The 14,852-nt window shown below is 71.5% G+C and carries 14 protein-coding genes; 5 read left to right on the forward strand and 9 right to left on the reverse strand.

Annotation, left to right across the window (positions count from 1 at the left end):
• Positions 1-111: 111 nt before the first annotated feature.
• The 4 genes from AB0L45_RS07270 to AB0L45_RS07285 form a co-directional block, all read right to left on the reverse strand.
• On the reverse strand, positions 112-948 hold the full coding sequence (locus AB0L45_RS07270; protein ID WP_365837013.1) for an RNA polymerase sigma factor SigF: 837 nt from the start codon (positions 946-948) through the stop codon (positions 112-114).
• Between the two features lie 191 nt (positions 949-1,139).
• A complete protein-coding gene (locus AB0L45_RS07275; RefSeq protein WP_030017598.1) occupies positions 1,140-1,949 on the reverse strand; it encodes an RNA polymerase sigma factor SigF in 810 nt (269 codons plus the stop codon).
• A gap of 232 nt (positions 1,950-2,181) precedes the next feature.
• Positions 2,182-2,475, reverse strand: a complete 294-nt coding sequence (locus AB0L45_RS07280; RefSeq protein ID WP_365837014.1) for a Dabb family protein — start codon at positions 2,473-2,475, stop codon at positions 2,182-2,184.
• Between the two features lie 101 nt (positions 2,476-2,576).
• Positions 2,577-2,741, reverse strand: a complete 165-nt coding sequence (locus AB0L45_RS07285) for a hypothetical protein (protein WP_365837015.1) — start codon at positions 2,739-2,741, stop codon at positions 2,577-2,579.
• Between the two features lie 719 nt (positions 2,742-3,460).
• Here AB0L45_RS07285 and AB0L45_RS07290 point away from each other — a divergent pair.
• Entirely contained in the window at positions 3,461-3,829 is a 369-nt protein-coding gene (locus AB0L45_RS07290) for a metalloregulator ArsR/SmtB family transcription factor (RefSeq protein ID WP_030017600.1), read from the forward strand.
• 100 nt (positions 3,830-3,929) lie between these two features.
• A complete protein-coding gene (locus AB0L45_RS07295) occupies positions 3,930-6,962 on the forward strand; it encodes a cation-transporting P-type ATPase (protein WP_365837066.1) in 3,033 nt (1,010 codons plus the stop codon).
• A gap of 46 nt (positions 6,963-7,008) precedes the next feature.
• On the opposite strand, the gene AB0L45_RS07300 is transcribed toward AB0L45_RS07295, so the two are convergent.
• On the reverse strand, positions 7,009-8,628 hold the full coding sequence (locus AB0L45_RS07300; RefSeq protein WP_365837017.1) for an LCP family protein: 1,620 nt from the start codon (positions 8,626-8,628) through the stop codon (positions 7,009-7,011).
• 162 nt (positions 8,629-8,790) lie between these two features.
• Here AB0L45_RS07300 and tatA point away from each other — a divergent pair, with 162 nt between their 5' ends.
• Together tatA and AB0L45_RS07310 are read left to right on the forward strand one after the other, a co-directional pair.
• Positions 8,791-9,051 carry a Sec-independent protein translocase subunit TatA gene (gene tatA / locus AB0L45_RS07305; RefSeq protein ID WP_365837019.1) on the forward strand — a complete coding sequence of 87 codons (261 nt, stop codon included), beginning with the start codon at positions 8,791-8,793 and terminating at the stop codon, positions 9,049-9,051.
• 26 nt (positions 9,052-9,077) lie between these two features.
• Positions 9,078-9,581 carry a hypothetical protein gene (locus AB0L45_RS07310; protein ID WP_365837021.1) on the forward strand — a complete coding sequence of 168 codons (504 nt, stop codon included), beginning with the start codon at positions 9,078-9,080 and terminating at the stop codon, positions 9,579-9,581.
• A 121-nt stretch (positions 9,582-9,702) separates the two neighbouring features.
• On the opposite strand, the gene AB0L45_RS07315 is transcribed toward AB0L45_RS07310, so the two are convergent.
• The 4 genes from AB0L45_RS07315 to AB0L45_RS07330 all read right to left on the reverse strand — a co-directional run bounded on the left by AB0L45_RS07315 (position 9,703) and on the right by AB0L45_RS07330 (position 13,646).
• The gene (locus tag AB0L45_RS07315) at positions 9,703-10,695 is read right to left on the reverse strand and encodes a pirin family protein (RefSeq protein WP_365837068.1); all 993 of its coding nucleotides are present in this window, start codon (positions 10,693-10,695) and stop codon (positions 9,703-9,705) included.
• 218 nt (positions 10,696-10,913) lie between these two features.
• Positions 10,914-12,092: an acyltransferase gene (locus AB0L45_RS07320; protein WP_365837023.1), complete on the reverse strand. Its 1,179-nt coding sequence runs from the start codon at positions 12,090-12,092 to the stop codon at positions 10,914-10,916.
• A 305-nt stretch (positions 12,093-12,397) separates the two neighbouring features.
• Complete coding sequence (locus tag AB0L45_RS07325; protein ID WP_365837025.1) at positions 12,398-12,607, reverse strand: tautomerase family protein; 210 nt, start codon at positions 12,605-12,607, stop codon at positions 12,398-12,400.
• A 253-nt stretch (positions 12,608-12,860) separates the two neighbouring features.
• Positions 12,861-13,646, reverse strand: coding sequence for an SDR family oxidoreductase (locus tag AB0L45_RS07330; protein ID WP_365837026.1), 786 nt, complete (start codon positions 13,644-13,646; stop codon positions 12,861-12,863).
• An 85-nt stretch (positions 13,647-13,731) separates the two neighbouring features.
• Here AB0L45_RS07330 and AB0L45_RS07335 point away from each other — a divergent pair, with 85 nt between their 5' ends.
• The gene (locus AB0L45_RS07335) at positions 13,732-14,592 is read left to right on the forward strand and encodes a helix-turn-helix transcriptional regulator (protein ID WP_365837028.1); all 861 of its coding nucleotides are present in this window, start codon (positions 13,732-13,734) and stop codon (positions 14,590-14,592) included.
• Positions 14,593-14,852 lie beyond the last annotated feature (260 nt).

The raw sequence follows: 14,852 nt of genomic DNA on the forward strand, positions 1-14,852 counted from the left end.
CGGGGGAAGCCCGGGGGCAGTCCGAGATAACCCGGGGCTGTCCGGGGGCAGTCCGAGATATCCCGGGGCTGTCCGGGGGGCAGGCCGGGATTGGCCAAGGCCCGCCCAGGCTCAGTCCGAGATCAAGCCCTCGCGCAGCGTTGCCAGGGTGCGGGTGAGGAGGCGGGAGACGTGCATCTGGGAGATGCCGACCTCGTCGCCGATCTGGGACTGGGTCATGTTGGCGAAGAAGCGCAGCATGATGATCTGGCGTTCGCGCGGCGGGAGTTTGGCCAGCAGGGGCTTGAGGGATTCGCGGTACTCGACGCCTTCGAGCGCGCTGTCCTCGTAACCGAGGCGGTCCGCGAGGGAGCCCTCACCGCCGTCGTCCTCGGGGGAGGGGGAGTCGAGCGAGGAGGCGGTGTAGGCGTTGCCCACCGCCAGGCCGTCGACGACGTCCTCCTCGGACACGCCCAGGCACTGGGCCAGTTCGGTGACGGTCGGGGACCGGTCGAGCTTCTGGGCGAGTTCGTCGCTGGCCTTCGTCAGGGCGAGGCGCAGCTCCTGGAGGCGGCGCGGAACGCGTACCGACCACGAGGTGTCGCGGAAGAAACGCTTGATCTCACCGACCACCGTCGGCATCGCGAACGTCGGGAATTCCACGCCGCGTTCGCAATCGAAACGGTCGATGGCCTTGATCAGGCCGATCGTGCCGACCTGGACGATGTCCTCCATCGGCTCGTTGCGGCTGCGGAAACGTGCCGCCGCGTAACGCACCAGCGGCAGGTTCAGCTCGATGAGGGTGTCGCGTACGTACGTGCGCTCCGGGCTGTCCTTGTCGAGCGTGGCCAGCCGCAGGAACAGGGAGCGGGAGAGCGTACGGGTGTTGAGAGCGTCGTCGTCGTGCACATGTGGTGCCGGCGCGGGAATCGCGGGAAGCACCTTCGAGCTGCCCAGTTCTACGGACATGCCACCCCCTTGAGGTCGCGGTCGGGTCGCTGCGGCGCCCTCGGTCCGCGGCGGAACCGAGAACTTATGCCTCCACCTGAATACCGGAGGCGACGCCACGGCAAACGCGGTTCCTGCAGAATGTCACATGTCGGCAACACGCTGTAGCGCCTTGTCGATATATCTGTGCAGGAACGGGTCGCCCGTCCCGGTTAGGCTTCGATCCTGTTTGCGGACCGCAGTCGTGCGAAGCTCCGCGACAGTAGCCGCGACACGTGCATCTGCGACACCCCCAGCTCGGCGCTGATCTGAGATTGCGTCAAGTTGCTGTAGTAACGGAGAAGCAGGATGCGCTGTTCGCGCTCCGGGAGCTGGACGAGCAGATGCCGTACGAGGTCCCGGTGCTCTACCCCGGCCAGCTCCGGATCCTCGTACCCGAGGCGGTCCAGCAGCCCCGGCAGGCCGTCACCCTCCTGCGCGGCCTCCAGGGAGGTGGCGTGGTACGAGCGGCCCGCCTCCAGGCAGGCCAGTACCTCGTCCTCGCCGATCTTGAGCCGTTCGGCGATCTCCGCGGTCGTCGGGGAGCGGCCGTGCAGTACGGTCAGGTCCTCCGTGGCGCCGTTGACCTGCACCCACAGTTCGTGGAGGCGGCGCGGTACGTGGACGGTGCGCACGTTGTCCCGGAAGTAGCGCTTGATCTCGCCGACCACGGTGGGCATCGCGAAGGTGGGGAACTGGACGCCGCGCCCGGGGTCGAAGCGGTCGATGGCGTTGATCAGGCCGATCGTGCCGACCTGGACGACGTCCTCCATGGGCTCGTTGCGGCTGCGGAAACGTGCCGCCGCGTACCGCACCAGGGGCAGGTTGGCCTCGATCAGGGCGGCGCGCACCCGGGCGTGCTCGGGCGTGCCCGGCTCCAGGCTCGTGAGCTCGGCGAACAGCACCTGCGTGAGTGCCCGCGTGTCCGCGCTCCTGCTCTCGCGGGATGGCGCCTTGGGCGCAGTTCGGGCCGTCACGGGCACGCCACCCTTCTCAGTCCATTCAACCGGCAAAAGCGGTCATAGCATCACAAGACATGTGCACTGTGTGCAAGCACCGCGAAACGCCGTGTTGATCGCAGAGTTGATCGACGGGAGGCGTACGCACGGCCGGGACCGGTCATGCGGAAGCCCCTCGCCCGTGGGACGGGACGAGGGGCGGGGGAGGCAGGGAAGGGCGCAGGGGGAGGGGCGTGCGCGCGGCGTGAGCCGCTGCTCAGAACTCGTAGTCCGCGATCACCCAGGTGGCGAACTCGCGCCACTGCCCGGCGGCAGCCTGATGGGCCGGGTGTTCGATATAGCGCTTGAGGGCGTCGGCGTCGGCCACGGCCGAGTTCACGGCGAAGTCGTACGCGATCGGCCGGTCCGTGATGTTCCAGGCGCACTCCCAGAACTCCAGCTCAGGAATCTGGTCGGCCAGCTCCTGGAACGCCTTGACGCCGGCCGCGACCCGCGGCTCATCGCGTCCGACACCGTCGTTGAGCTTGAAAAGAACCAGGTGGCGTATCACTGGGCGGTCCTCCGTACGGTCGGCCCGTGGCCGATTCGCACCGTACGCCCCGGCCCGTGCGTCCCGGTCCGTACGGCTCCGGGCCGCGCCGTCAGGGCGCCCTACGAGATCAGCTGGGTCATGAACTCGCCGACACCATGCGCGGCCGACGAGATGCCCTCGAACCCTATCTGCACCAGATCGGCGGCGCGTGCCGGGGACGTGATGATCGTGTACAGGACGAAGACGATGACCACGTACAGCGCGATCTTCTTCGCTTGCGCCATCTGACTGTCCCCGTCTCCCCTACGGCAGCTCCTGCCCGCCCTTCCCCAGCGTGCAGACCGGGTGAGTGTAACCACTTCCGCAACAGGGGTGGAGCCGGTGGGACGGGGGGCGGGGGCAGGGCGGGGCGAGGCGGGACGGGGCCCCGCGGGCGGCGCGTGGGCGGAGGCGCGTCGGAGACGTACGGCCGTTACGCACCGTGACGCGCGCGCTGACGGGGACTTTAGGGACCAAAGGCCCCTGGAGGCAGGTCCTTTGCCTGCGTTCCGTAAGGGGCGTGCGGAGCAGGATGGGGACGTGCCCGGCGGATCTGGCAGGAATCCGCGGGGCACGGGATCAGAGCCCCACTGCGGGGTCCACGCCGCACGCTTCCCCCCTGACAGCGGCGCGGACTTTGGGGCCCGGTCCACCATCGGGGGAAACGGTGGTCCCCCCGATGCCGTTTCCCCCGACCGCGCCGTGCACATCGTGGAGCCCCGGCTCCGGGCCTTCGGGCTCGGGGGCGGGGTTTTCGGGCTCGGGGGCGGGGCTTTCGCGGTGAGGGGTGGGAAGGGGGCACAAGGGCTGGGGCCGCCGCCTCCGTACGCACGGGGTTTCCTCCGTACGCACGGTGCTTTCTCCGTACGGGAGTGCCCGGGCGCCTGGGGGCCCGGCACCTAGACTGGGACCTTTCGGGGGCACGGGCCGTCCCTGGGCGGCCCCAGGCGGATGGAGAGCGGCTGTGACGAGTGGCGTCGAGGACGTGGCGGATCCGTCGGCCGAGGTGCTGACGGAGGCCGCGGCGACGTTCGGGCTGCTGGCGTCGCCCGCGCGCCTGCACATCGTCTGGGTGCTGGCGGGCGGCGAGTGCGACGTCAGCGGGCTGGCGGAGCGGGTGGGCGGCGCGCTGCCCGCGGTGAGCCAGCACCTGGCCAAGCTGAAGCTGGCGGGGCTGGTGCGGTCGCGGCGCGAGGGCCGCCGCGTGGTGTACCTGGTCGACGACCCCGATGTGGTGTCGATGGTGCGGTGGCTGGTGGGGCAGCTGACCGACCGGACGGGCCGGTCCGACGGCCCGGCGGTTCCGGGACGCGTCCGTGGCCTGGGCGCCTGAGAGGGCCGTGGGCTCGGCGTCCGCTCGTACGGAAGGGGAGGCGGAGCCGGGCCGGCGCACCACCGCACCACCGGGCGTACGGGCAGACAGCGGCGCCCGGCTGCGCGACACCCCCGGACTCACGGCTCTCGAAACCCTGCGCCTCCTGGAGAGCGGGCCGCGCGGCCTGACCGAGGCGCAGGCCGAGGAGCGGCTGCTGCGGTACGGCGACAACGCGGCGCCCGAGCGGCGGCCGACCGGCCGGCCGTGGCGCTTCGTCCACAGCCTGCGTGACCCTTTCACGACCGTACTGCTGTGCCTGGCCCTGGTCTCGGCCGCCGTCGCCTCCTGGGGGACGGCGTGTGTGATCGCGGTGCTGGTGGTCGTCAGCGCGGTGCTGCGTTCCAGCGGCGAGTACCGGGCGGAGCGGTCCACGGCGGCCCTGCGCGAGCTGATCGCCACTACGGCGACGGTGCAGCGGAGGGGGGCGGGGGGCTCGAAGGATCCGGCCGGGGCGAGGGGAACGGGTGGTGCGGCCGGGACGAGGGGAGGGGTCGGTGCGGTCGGACCGAGGGGAATCGTTGGTGCGGCCGGTCCGAAGGATTGGGCCGCCCGGGAGATTCCGGTCGATCAGCTGGTCCCGGGGGATGTGATCCGGCTCGGGCCGGGCGATCTGGTACCCGCTGACCTGCGGCTGCTGCGCGCGAGCGGGCTGACGGTACGGCAGGCGCCGCTGACGGGGGAGTCGGCGCCGGTGGCGAAATATCCGGTGGAGGCGCCGGGGGTGAAATGTCCGGTGGAGGCGCCGGGGGACGGTGCGGACGGGCCGGGCCCGGGAAGGCCCGCCCCGGACGGACCGGCTGCCTCCGCTGGACGAGGTGCGGGCCTCTTCGGGCGTCCTGAGCTGTGTTTTCAGGGCAGCAGCGTAGCCTCCGGCAGTGCGACCGCGGTGGTGCTGGCGACCGGCGCGGACACGGTGTTCGCCGGTACCTACCGGCAGCCGTCCGAAAGCGGCACGGGAGACGCGCGCCCTGCGAGCGCCAATCGACCCGTGCGCTCCGTGCGCTCTGTACGCTCCGTGCGCTTCGTACGCCCCACGCCACCCACACCCCCCACCCGCCCCACGAGCGCCTTCGACCGCTCCGTCAACGGTGTCTCCTGGACCCTCATCCGCTTCATGCTGCTCACTCCGCCGCTGGTGCTGATGGCCAACGCCGCGCTGCGCGGCCGTGGTCTGGAGACGCTGCCGTTCGCCGTCGCGGTGGCGGTCGGGCTGACGCCCGAGATGCTGCCGGTCATCGTCACCACCGCGCTCGCCCGGGGCGCGGCGCTGCTCGCACGCGGTGGTGAGGTGATCGTCAAGCGGCTGCCCGCGCTGCACGACCTCGGCGCGATCGATGTGCTGTGTACGGACAAGACCGGCACCCTCACCCAGGACCGCCCGGTCCTGGACTGCTCCCTCGGCCCCGACGGGCGGCCGGCCCCCGAGCCACTGCACTGGGCGGCTGTCAACAGCCTGTGGACACTCCAGCTGGCCGAGCTGCCCACCCCGGACGCGCTCGACGAGGCGGTCCTGGAGGCGGCCGCGGACGACTTCGACGAACTGCTCGCGTACGAGGGCATCGCCGCGCTGCCCTTCGACCCGGTACGGCGAACGTCGTGCGCGGTGGTCCGTACGGACGCGGGGCCGGCGGGCGGCATCCGTTCCCGGCTCGGCGCGCACACGCTCGTGGTCAAGGGCGCGCCCGAGGCCGTACTGGAGCGCTGCGCCCGCGTCCGTACGGGGGGAGAGGACAGTGACCTGGACGACGCGGCCCGCGCGCGGCTGGCCCGGCTCGTCGCGGACCGTACGGCGGACGGGCTGCGGCTGCTGGCCGTCGCGGTCGCCGAGCGGCCCGCCCGGCCCGGCCGCCGCTACACGCCGGCGGACGAGCGCGGCCTGACCCTCGTCGGCTTCGTCGGCCTGCGTGACGCGCTCGCCCCGACCGCCGCCGCGGCGTGCGCGGGCCTCGCGCGGCGCGGCGTCGCCGTCAAGGTCCTCACCGGGGATCACCCGGGCACCGTCACCCACGTCTGCCGCGAACTCGGGCTCGACACCGGTCCCGGCGCGGTGGTCACCGCCGACCGGACCGACGGCCTCACGGACGCCGAACTGGCCCGGCTCGCCGCCCGTACGACGGCGTTCGCGCGCTGCACACCGGAACACAAGGCGCGGATCGTGGCGGCTCTACGGGCCGGGGCGGGCCCCGAGCCGAAGCCGGCGCCGGAGGCGAAGGTGAAGCTGGGGTCGGGGTCAGGGCCGGAGCCCGAGCCGGGGACCGTGACCCCGCCCCGTACCGTCGGCTTCCTCGGCGACGGCGTCAACGACCTCCCCGCCCTGCACGCCTGCGACGTGGGCATCGCCCCGCGCGATGCCGTCGACGTGACCCGCGAGGCGGCCGACGTGGTGCTCGCCTCGAAGGACCTGAGCGCCATCGACGGCGCGATCGTCGCGGGCCGCCGCAGCAGCGCCAACATCGCCACGTACCTGCGCATCACCCTCTCCTCGAACCTCGGCAACGTCATCGCGATGCTCGGCGCCGGCCTGCTGCTGCCGTTCCTGCCGATGCTCCCGGCCCAGGTCCTGGTGCAGAACCTGTGCTTCGACGCGGTCCAGCTCGCGTTCGCCTTCGACCGGCCGGGCCCCGCCGCGCTGCGCCGGCCCGCGGTCCTGCGCCCCGCCGACCTGCTCCGCTACATCACCGGCTTCGGGCTGCTGAACGCCGCGGCCGACCTGGCCACGTTCGGCGTACTGCTGCTCGCGGTGCACGGCTTCGGCCACCCGGGCAGCCAGGACGCGTTCCACGCCGGGTGGTTCACGGAGAACCTGCTGACGCAGGCGCTGGTGATGTACCTGCTGCGTACGGGACGCCACTCGGCGGAAGGCCGGGCGCCCGGACAGATCCGGATCGCGGTGTGCGCGCTCGCCGTCATCGGACTGCTGCTGCCGCCGTCACCGCTGGGTCCGCTGCTGGGGATGGCGGCCCTGCCTCCCCTCTATTACGGGCTGCTGGCGGCGGTGCTGGTGCTGTACGGGGCCGGGCTGGCGTGGGCGAAGGAACGGTACGACCGGAACGCGGCGGCGCAGGGGCCGCCGCCCGAGCCTCAGCCCTGAAAGATCCAGCCTCACCTCAGCCCTGAAAGATCCAGCCTCAGGAGCCTCACCCGTAAGACAGGTCCGAGCAGATGTTGTCGTCCGCCGAGCGTGCCTTGTCAGCGATGGCCGACGACGATCCGGAGGATGCCCCGGACGCCCCGGACGAGCCTGGCGCCCCTGACGAGGGGCCCGGGCCCCCGGTGGACCCGGCAGCGGGTGTCAGCTTCGGATCGGACGCGTACGAGGTGCCCAGGACGACCTTGACGCCCGAGGAGGCCGTCGGCACCAGCTGAGCGCCCCCGAAGCGAGCAGCGACGGCCTTGGCCTCGGCCTCCTTGCCCGCGCCGTACTCGACGACGGTGGTCGCGTGGTCCTGGGCCCGGGCGGTCGCCGTGCCGGTGACGGTGAAGCCCGCGGACTTCAGCTGATCGGCGGCGCGGGCGGCGAGGCCGGTGGCGGTGGTGCCGTTGTACACGGCGACGCTGACGCCCGTGCCCGTACCTGTATCCGTACCCATACCCGCACCCGTACCCGTCCCCGTACTCGCAGAGGGGGACGGCGACGGCCCGGAAGAGGCTGACGCACCGGCCGACCCCGGTCCGCCCGCATTCTTCCCGTCCAGCGTGCGGTCCGCCTTGATGTCCGCCCACAGCGTGTCCGCCTCCGGGTGCACGATGGCGACCCGCTCGCCCTGGTAGCGCCAGGGCAGGGTGACGAACTTGGTGTTGTGCAGGTCGATGTCCTTCAGGGACATCGCGAAGGAGAGCAGTTTGTCGGCCGAGTCCAGGCCGGGGTCGACGGTCATGGACTGGGTGGCGGCATTGGCGAGCGGCAGCAGGGTGGTGGGGTTGAATCCCTGGCCCTTGACCTTCTTGATCAGCGAGCCGACGAAGGCCTGCTGGCGCTGGATTCGGCCGATGTCCGAGTTGTCGCCGATACCGTGCCGGATACGTACGTAATCGAGCGCCTGCTGACCGGAAACGGTCTGCGGGCCCTTGGCGAAGATCCGCTCGCCGCGGGAGTGACGGTTGGGGTTCAGGTCGCCCTCGTAGATGTCCTTCGGCAGGCAGACCGGTACGCCGCCCACCGCGGACGTCATCTTCGAGAAGCCCTCGAAGTCGACGACGACGGTGTGGTCGACGCGTATGCCGGACAGCTTCTCCACCGTGTTCTGGGTGCAGGCCGGATTGCCCTGGGCACTCCCGCCGACCGAGAACGCCGCGTTGAACATGGCGTTGTGCTGCGGCGCCGTCCACTTGCCGCTCGGCAGTCGGCACGGGGGTATCTCCACCAGGGTGTCCCGGGGTATGGAGACCGCGACCGCGTGCTTGCTGTCGCCGTAGATGTGCAGCAGGAAGGCGGTGTCCGAGCGGCCCACGTCACCCTCGCCGCCGCCGAGCGAGCTGTTGTCGCCGGACCGCGAGTCGGAGCCGATGACCAGGACGTTCTGGCCGCCGGCGCCCTCGGCGGGGCGCTGTGGGCTGACGCCTTCGGCGCCGAAGGTGGTGATGTTGCCGTTGAGCTTGAGGTAGAACCAGCCGGCCCCCGCGGTGATCAGTACGAGCAGCGAGACGGCGACGATGCCGGCCGTACGCAGGGGCCGCCGCCTGCCGCGGCCCGTTCGCCCGGCGCGCCCGGCCCGTCCGGAGCTCTCGGCCGTCGCCTTGTGGCTGCTTGCTGTCATGTGTGCACCTCACCCGCGTGGCTCTGTGCCGAGGAAGACGGGCGATCCGGCCCGTTGGTTGTACAGTTGCGCAATGTAGCAAGTTATAAAGCGGACAAGCTGCTGATGTCCGGTGGCCCGGTGGCCCGGCGGGCGGCTCAGAGGGAGAAAGGCGGGACGGCGATGCTGCGGAACGGACTGGAGCCCTGGCACCTGCTGATCGTGGCGATCGTGGTGATCCTGCTGTTCGGCTCGAAGAAGCTGCCGGACACGGCGCGGGCCCTCGGCAAGTCGCTGCGGATCCTCAAGAGCGAGACCAAGGCGATGAAGGGTGACGCCGACGGTGGTGAACAGGGCGGTACGGCCGGGGAGGCCGTCCGGACGACGGGCGTCGTACGGGCCGCGGACGCCCCGGTGCCCGACCGCGGTCCGGCCGCGCACTGACGGGCCAGCCAGGTGACGGTTCCATAATGGTTGACGCGCGTCTCGATCAGCGTGCCGCGCCCTGCACCAACCACGAGGGGAAACGGAACCGGATGAGCACCGAGCGCAAGCCTTCCGAACATGCCGTACCGGCCGCGCCGGCCGTACGCGCCGCACGGACCGTACGGGCAACGAGCGGGCGGATCACCGCCGTTGTCGTGGCCTTGCTGCTCGGCCTGATGGGCGCGGCGGGTTCCGCGGCGGCCGCGGCGCCCGCTCCGGCGGTCGCCCACAGCGTCCAGCAGCAGACCGCCGGCGCGCCGGCCGCGCAGGCGGAGGCCGCGCCGGCCTCCTTCCACCACCACGCGAAGGCCGCCTTCGGCTCCAAGGACAAGAAGGAGAAGAAGGACAAGAAGAAGAAAAAGGGCTTCTTCAAGAAGCTCGGCATCTTCCTCATCGTGCTGCTGATCATTTTCCTGGTCGTCATCATCGTGGTGATCTGGCTGATCATCCACTTCGTGCGCAAGGCCTTCCGCCGCCGCAACAGCTGATTCACCCCGCACGATGACAGGGCCTGGCGCCCATGACGCCCCCGCCGCTACCGACATCCAAGCGGCGGGGGCGCCGTCTTGTGGCACCGCCGGGAGGGCGCCCCGTGAGGCGGGACCGGGGTCAGCGCACCCGGCCGCGCGGCTTCAGCCCCACCGTGGGGAGTTCGGGGGCAGGTAGCCGGCCACCGCGGCCGCCGTCGTAACCGTGCACCTCACCGAACCGGGAGCTGGCCATGGAGCCGACCGCCGGGTCGGCCATGGAGCCGGCCATGGAGCCGGTCATGCGGTCGGTCACGGAGCCGGTCATGGAGCCGGTCATGCGGTCGGTCACGGAGCCGGTCATGGAGTCGCTCAGGAACCCGGCCATCCAGTCCCTCCGGGCCTCCTCGATGTCCTGCTGGGAGCGGCCCACGAAGTTCCACCACATGACGATCTCCTCCTCGAAGGGAGCGCCGCCGAGCAGGACGGTCCGTGCGGGGGCGTCCGACTCGTTCGTCAGCGTGAGGCGGCCGTGGCCGGGGGCGACATAGCCGAGTTCGGCCGGGCGCAGGGCCGCGCCGGCCAGGCGGACGGTGCCGTGGTCGACGAGCAGGCCGTGCTCGAAGGCCGGGTCGACGGTGAGGACGGCCGTCGCCCCCGGGTCGAGGACGACCTCGGCGCCGAGCAGTGGCGTGAAGGTGCGCACCGGGGAGGTGACTCCGGCGAGGGTGCCCAGGAAGACGCTGACCGTGGCGCCGTCGACCCGTACGGAGCCGGGCACGTGGTGCTGGAAGTCCGCTTCCGCGTGCCGGTGTTCATCGGGCAGCGCGACCCACAGCTGCACGCCGTGCAGGACGGTGGTCCGCCGCGTCGAGACCTCCGAGTGGCTGATGCCGTGGCCGCCTGTCATGAGGTTCAGTTCGCCGGGCCGTACGTACGCGTGGGTGCCCAGGCTGTCGCGGTGCTCGATCTCGCCGCTGAACAGCCAGCTCACCGTCTGCAGGCCGGTGTGCGGGTGCGGCGCGACGTCCATGCCGCCCGTCTCGGTGACGTCGTCGGGGCCGTAATGGTCGGCGAAGCACCAGGCGCCGATGAGCGTACGGGACCGCTGCGGCAGCGTACGGCGTACGGTCATGGCCCGTGGGCCGCCCAGGGGGACGTCGCGCGGGGCGAGGATTTCGACGCGCGGGGCCGGGTCGGCGGGTGCGGGCGCGGAGCGGGGCGCGGGGTGCGCCTCGGCCGGCTCCCCTTCGGCGGTGCTCATATGCGTACCCCTCCCGGGACGGCCCCGCGACACGACGGGGTGATTGCGTTTTCAACAACCTCGTGCCGCTGATCGTAAGCCGCTCCGCGCTACCGCACCGACTCGGGTACGCGGTGCGGCGCGCGTTCCGGCTCGGACTCCCCCGTACGGGGCGCGGGTACCACTGCCGCGGGCTGCCGGACGGCCTTGCGCCGTGGCGCGATGTGCCGGCGGACGTCGTCGACGCCCTTCCGCATGGTGGTCCGGAGCCACTTCCCGAGGGGACGCTCCACGCAACGGTGCACCAGCCAGGCGGCGACCAGCATGAACGCCGTCACCGAGGCCACTAGGACCGGGGCAGGCACCCGGTCGCGGAAGTGGTGGATGAGGGTCATGCCGATGTTCATGTGGAGGAGGTAGAGCGGGTAGGTGAGCGCTCCCGCGGTGGTGAGCCACTTCCACCGGATCCGGTCGAAGCCGCCGAGGGCGATCGCGCCGATCAGGGCGAAACCCGCGATGATGACGAGCCGGGCCGGCCAGCTGGGCAGGGCGGCCGCGGCGGCTTTGCCCAGACTGGTCGCCATGCGGTAATCGATGTAGCGCTGGGCGAGCAGCAGTTGCACGACGACCAGGGCCCACAGCACCGCGTTCTGCCCGTGGCGCCGCATGAGGTAGAAGGCGATGCCCGCGATGAAGAACGGTGCGTACTGCGGCATCGCGAACGTGGTCAGCAGGGGCGTGTGCGCACCCGGGGCGAGCGCGGCGGCCACGGTCCACACGCCGCACAGGATCAGGCAGTTGCGGTAGGTGACGCCGAACCACACCACCGCGACCATGATCAGGTAGAACTTCAGCTCCACGAAGAGCGTCCAGTACACCGGGTCGACATCGGGGGAGTCGTTGCCGGACTGGAGCATGGACAGGTTGTTGATCAGCCGGTCCCAGCCCGGGAAGGAATCGACCTCCGGCCACACCTTCAGTGCCAGCGTGGTGAGCAGGATCCCGGCCCAGTAGGCGGGGAAGAGGCGGGAGATCCGCGAGACGGCGAAGTCGCCCACCGTACGGCCCCATACGCTCATACAGATCACGAAGCCGCTGATGAGGAAGAACACCTCGACCCCGAGCCACCCGTACTGGGCGGCCCAGTGGGCGGTCGGAAAGATCGTCCCGGTGTCGTGTCCCCACGGCCGGGCGAGCGCCACGTAGTGGTAGAAAACCACCATCAGCGCGGCCAGCAGCCGTAGCCCGTCCAGCGCGGCGAGCCTGTTTCCCGAGCGGAGCTCGGCCATCGTGTACTCCCCCTGAGCGCCCTGGTCATGGGCGCTCCATGTCTACAGATGGAGCCGGGCGCGGATCGCGGAGGACCGGCGCCCAGCTGTCTGCCGTTCCGGCGATCGCCGTCCAGGCAGCGTCTGCCGATGATGATGCGGGAGGGGCGCATGTGGTTCATCGGGGCTCAGTCAATTGATGTCCCGGGACAGCTTTGGCAAGTCGGGCAATTCACGCATTGCCCGGCTCGCGTGACCCATCGCTGCGCGGCGTGGCCCGGTGACCGGGGCCCGGCTCCGGGCCTCGTACACCAGGTGGAGGGGTGTCAGGCGTCACCGTTGAGCATGGCGGCGGTCAGGACGTTGCCGGCGACACCCCAGCCGCCGTCGGCGACCTCGTCGATCAGTATGACGGTGGTGGGGCGGGCCCGCTCGCCGTAGATCTCCGCGTACAGGTCGGTGGTGCGCTGGACGATCTTCTTCTTGTCGTCGGCGGTGACGGTGCCTGCGGGGATCTTGAAGTGGGCGAAAGGCATGGGGGCTCCTTTGGAGAGCTTGTGCGGTGAGTGAGTTGGGTGCGGTGGGTGGGGTTTGAGCGGTGAGTGGGTTTTCAGCGGTGGATTGGCTTCGTGCGGTGGGTGGGTCTCGTGCGGTAGGGGGGTCCTCATACGGTGGGTGGGCTTCATGCGGTGAGTGAGACTTGTGAGGTGGGTGGGCCTCGTGCGCTGAGTCCGGAGCCGCTGGACGCGCCGGTGACCACCACGGCGTACGGCTGCGTCCTCGCGCTCCTCACACCAGGCCCCCGTTGGCCCGCAGGACCTGGCCGTTCACCCAGCGCCCTGCCGGGCCGGTGAGGAAGGCGACCACCTGGGCGATGTCTTCCGGGGTGCCCAGCCGCTCCAGGGGCGGGGTCTTCGCGAGCTGGTCGATCTGCTCGGGTGTCTTGCCTTCGAGGAACAGGTCCGTGGCGGTGGGGCCGGGGGCGACGGTGTTCACGGTGATGTCCCGCCCGCGCAGCTCACGGGCGAGGATCAGCGTGAGCGCCTCGACGGCCGCCTTGCTCGCCGCGTACGCCCCGTAAGCGGGGAACCGGGTGCCGACCACGGAGGTCGAGAACCCCACGAACGAGCCGCCCGCGCGCAGCCGCCGGGCGGCCTGCTGAGCGACGACGAAGGTGCCACGGATGTTCGTACGGTGCATGGCGTCGAGCGCCGCCAGGTCGAGGTCGGCGATCGGCGACAGAGCGAGCCGGCCGGCGCAGTTCACCACGGCGTCCACGCCGCCGTACTCCTGCTCCGCCCGGTCGAACAGGGCGGCGACCGCGTGCTCGTCCGCCACGTCCGCCTGCACGCCGACCGCCCGTCCGCCCGCGGCGGTGATCGCCGCCACCGTCTTCTCGGCGGCAGCCGCGTCACGGGCGTAGTTCACGACGACGGCCAGGCCGTCCAGGGCGAGCTGGAGGGAGACCGCCCGGCCGATGCCGCGCGATCCGCCGGTGACGACGGCGGCCCGGCCGGCCGCCGGGGGAGGAGTGGAGGTGGGAGTGGGTTTCGGGGTGGCGTGGTGCGTGGTCATGTCCTCACGATGCGCGGCACCGGCGGGCGGAACCAGGGGATGTCATCCCCTGTGCCGGCGTCCCGGCCGGACGCAGAATGACGGCATGGGTTCTGTGAAATACACCGAGTTGGGGGCTTTCCTGCGCTCACGGCGTGCCCGCATCCGCCCGGCCGACGTAGGGCTTCCCCACGGGCCCCGCCGCCGTGTGCCCGGGCTGCGCCGCGACGAGGTGGCCCAGCTCGCCGGCGCTTCGGTGGACTACTACAACGAGCTCGAACGCGGCGCCGGATCCCAGCCCTCCGAGCAGATGATCGCCGCGCTGGCGCGAGCCCTGCGCCTGACCGCTGACGAGCGCGACTACCTCTACCGCCTGGCCGACCGCCCGGTGCCCGCGCCCGGCGGATCCGCCTCGCACGTACACCCCGGCATGCTCGACCTGCTCACCCGGTTGACGTCGACCCCCGCCCAGGTGATCACCGACCTGCACGTCACCCTCGTACAGAACCCGCCGGCGGTGGCGCTGCTCGGCGATCACTCCGGCCTGCGGGGCGCCCGCGCCAGCTTCATCCACCGGTGGTTCACCGAGCCCGACGCCCGGCAGCTGTACCCCGAGGCCGACCACGCGGGCCAGTCCCGGGCCTTCGTCGCCGACCTGCGGGCCGCGGCCGCCAGACGGGACGCCAAGGACACCGAAGCCGGCTCGATGATCAGCACGCTGCTCGCCGCCTCCGCGGAGTTCGCCGCCCTGTGGGCCGACCACGACGTGGCCTTCCGGCGCAACGACCGCAAACGCCTCATCCACCCCACGCTCGGCCTGATCGAGGTCAACTGCCTCAACCTGTTCAGCGAGGACGGCCGGCAGCGGCTGCTCTGGTTCACCCCCGCGGTCGGCACCGACAGCGCCGGCCTCCTCGACCTGCTCGCCGTCCTCGGCACCCAGGAGGTCACCGGGCCGGCGCGCTGACGTGGCCTACGGGCGACCACGGGTTTGGCGCCTACGGGGGCGTTAGCCGGGTGTTAGCGGCGCGGCAGTCCCGCGCCAAGGGCCACGGCAAGAGTGGGTGTCGTACCGGGCAGAGCCCGTCACCGACCGTCCTGGGGGACCTGAAATGAGCTCCAGCACCATCACCCGCCGCACCCTGCGCCTGGCCGCCGCGGCCCTGACCGCCGCCGCCGGGCTGAGCCTGACCGCCTGCTCCGGCTCGGACGCCGCCTCCCAGGGCG

This window comes from Streptomyces sp. NPDC052496, assembly GCF_040679095.1.
In the GTDB taxonomy this organism is placed as follows: Bacteria; Actinomycetota; Actinomycetes; order Streptomycetales; family Streptomycetaceae; genus Streptomyces.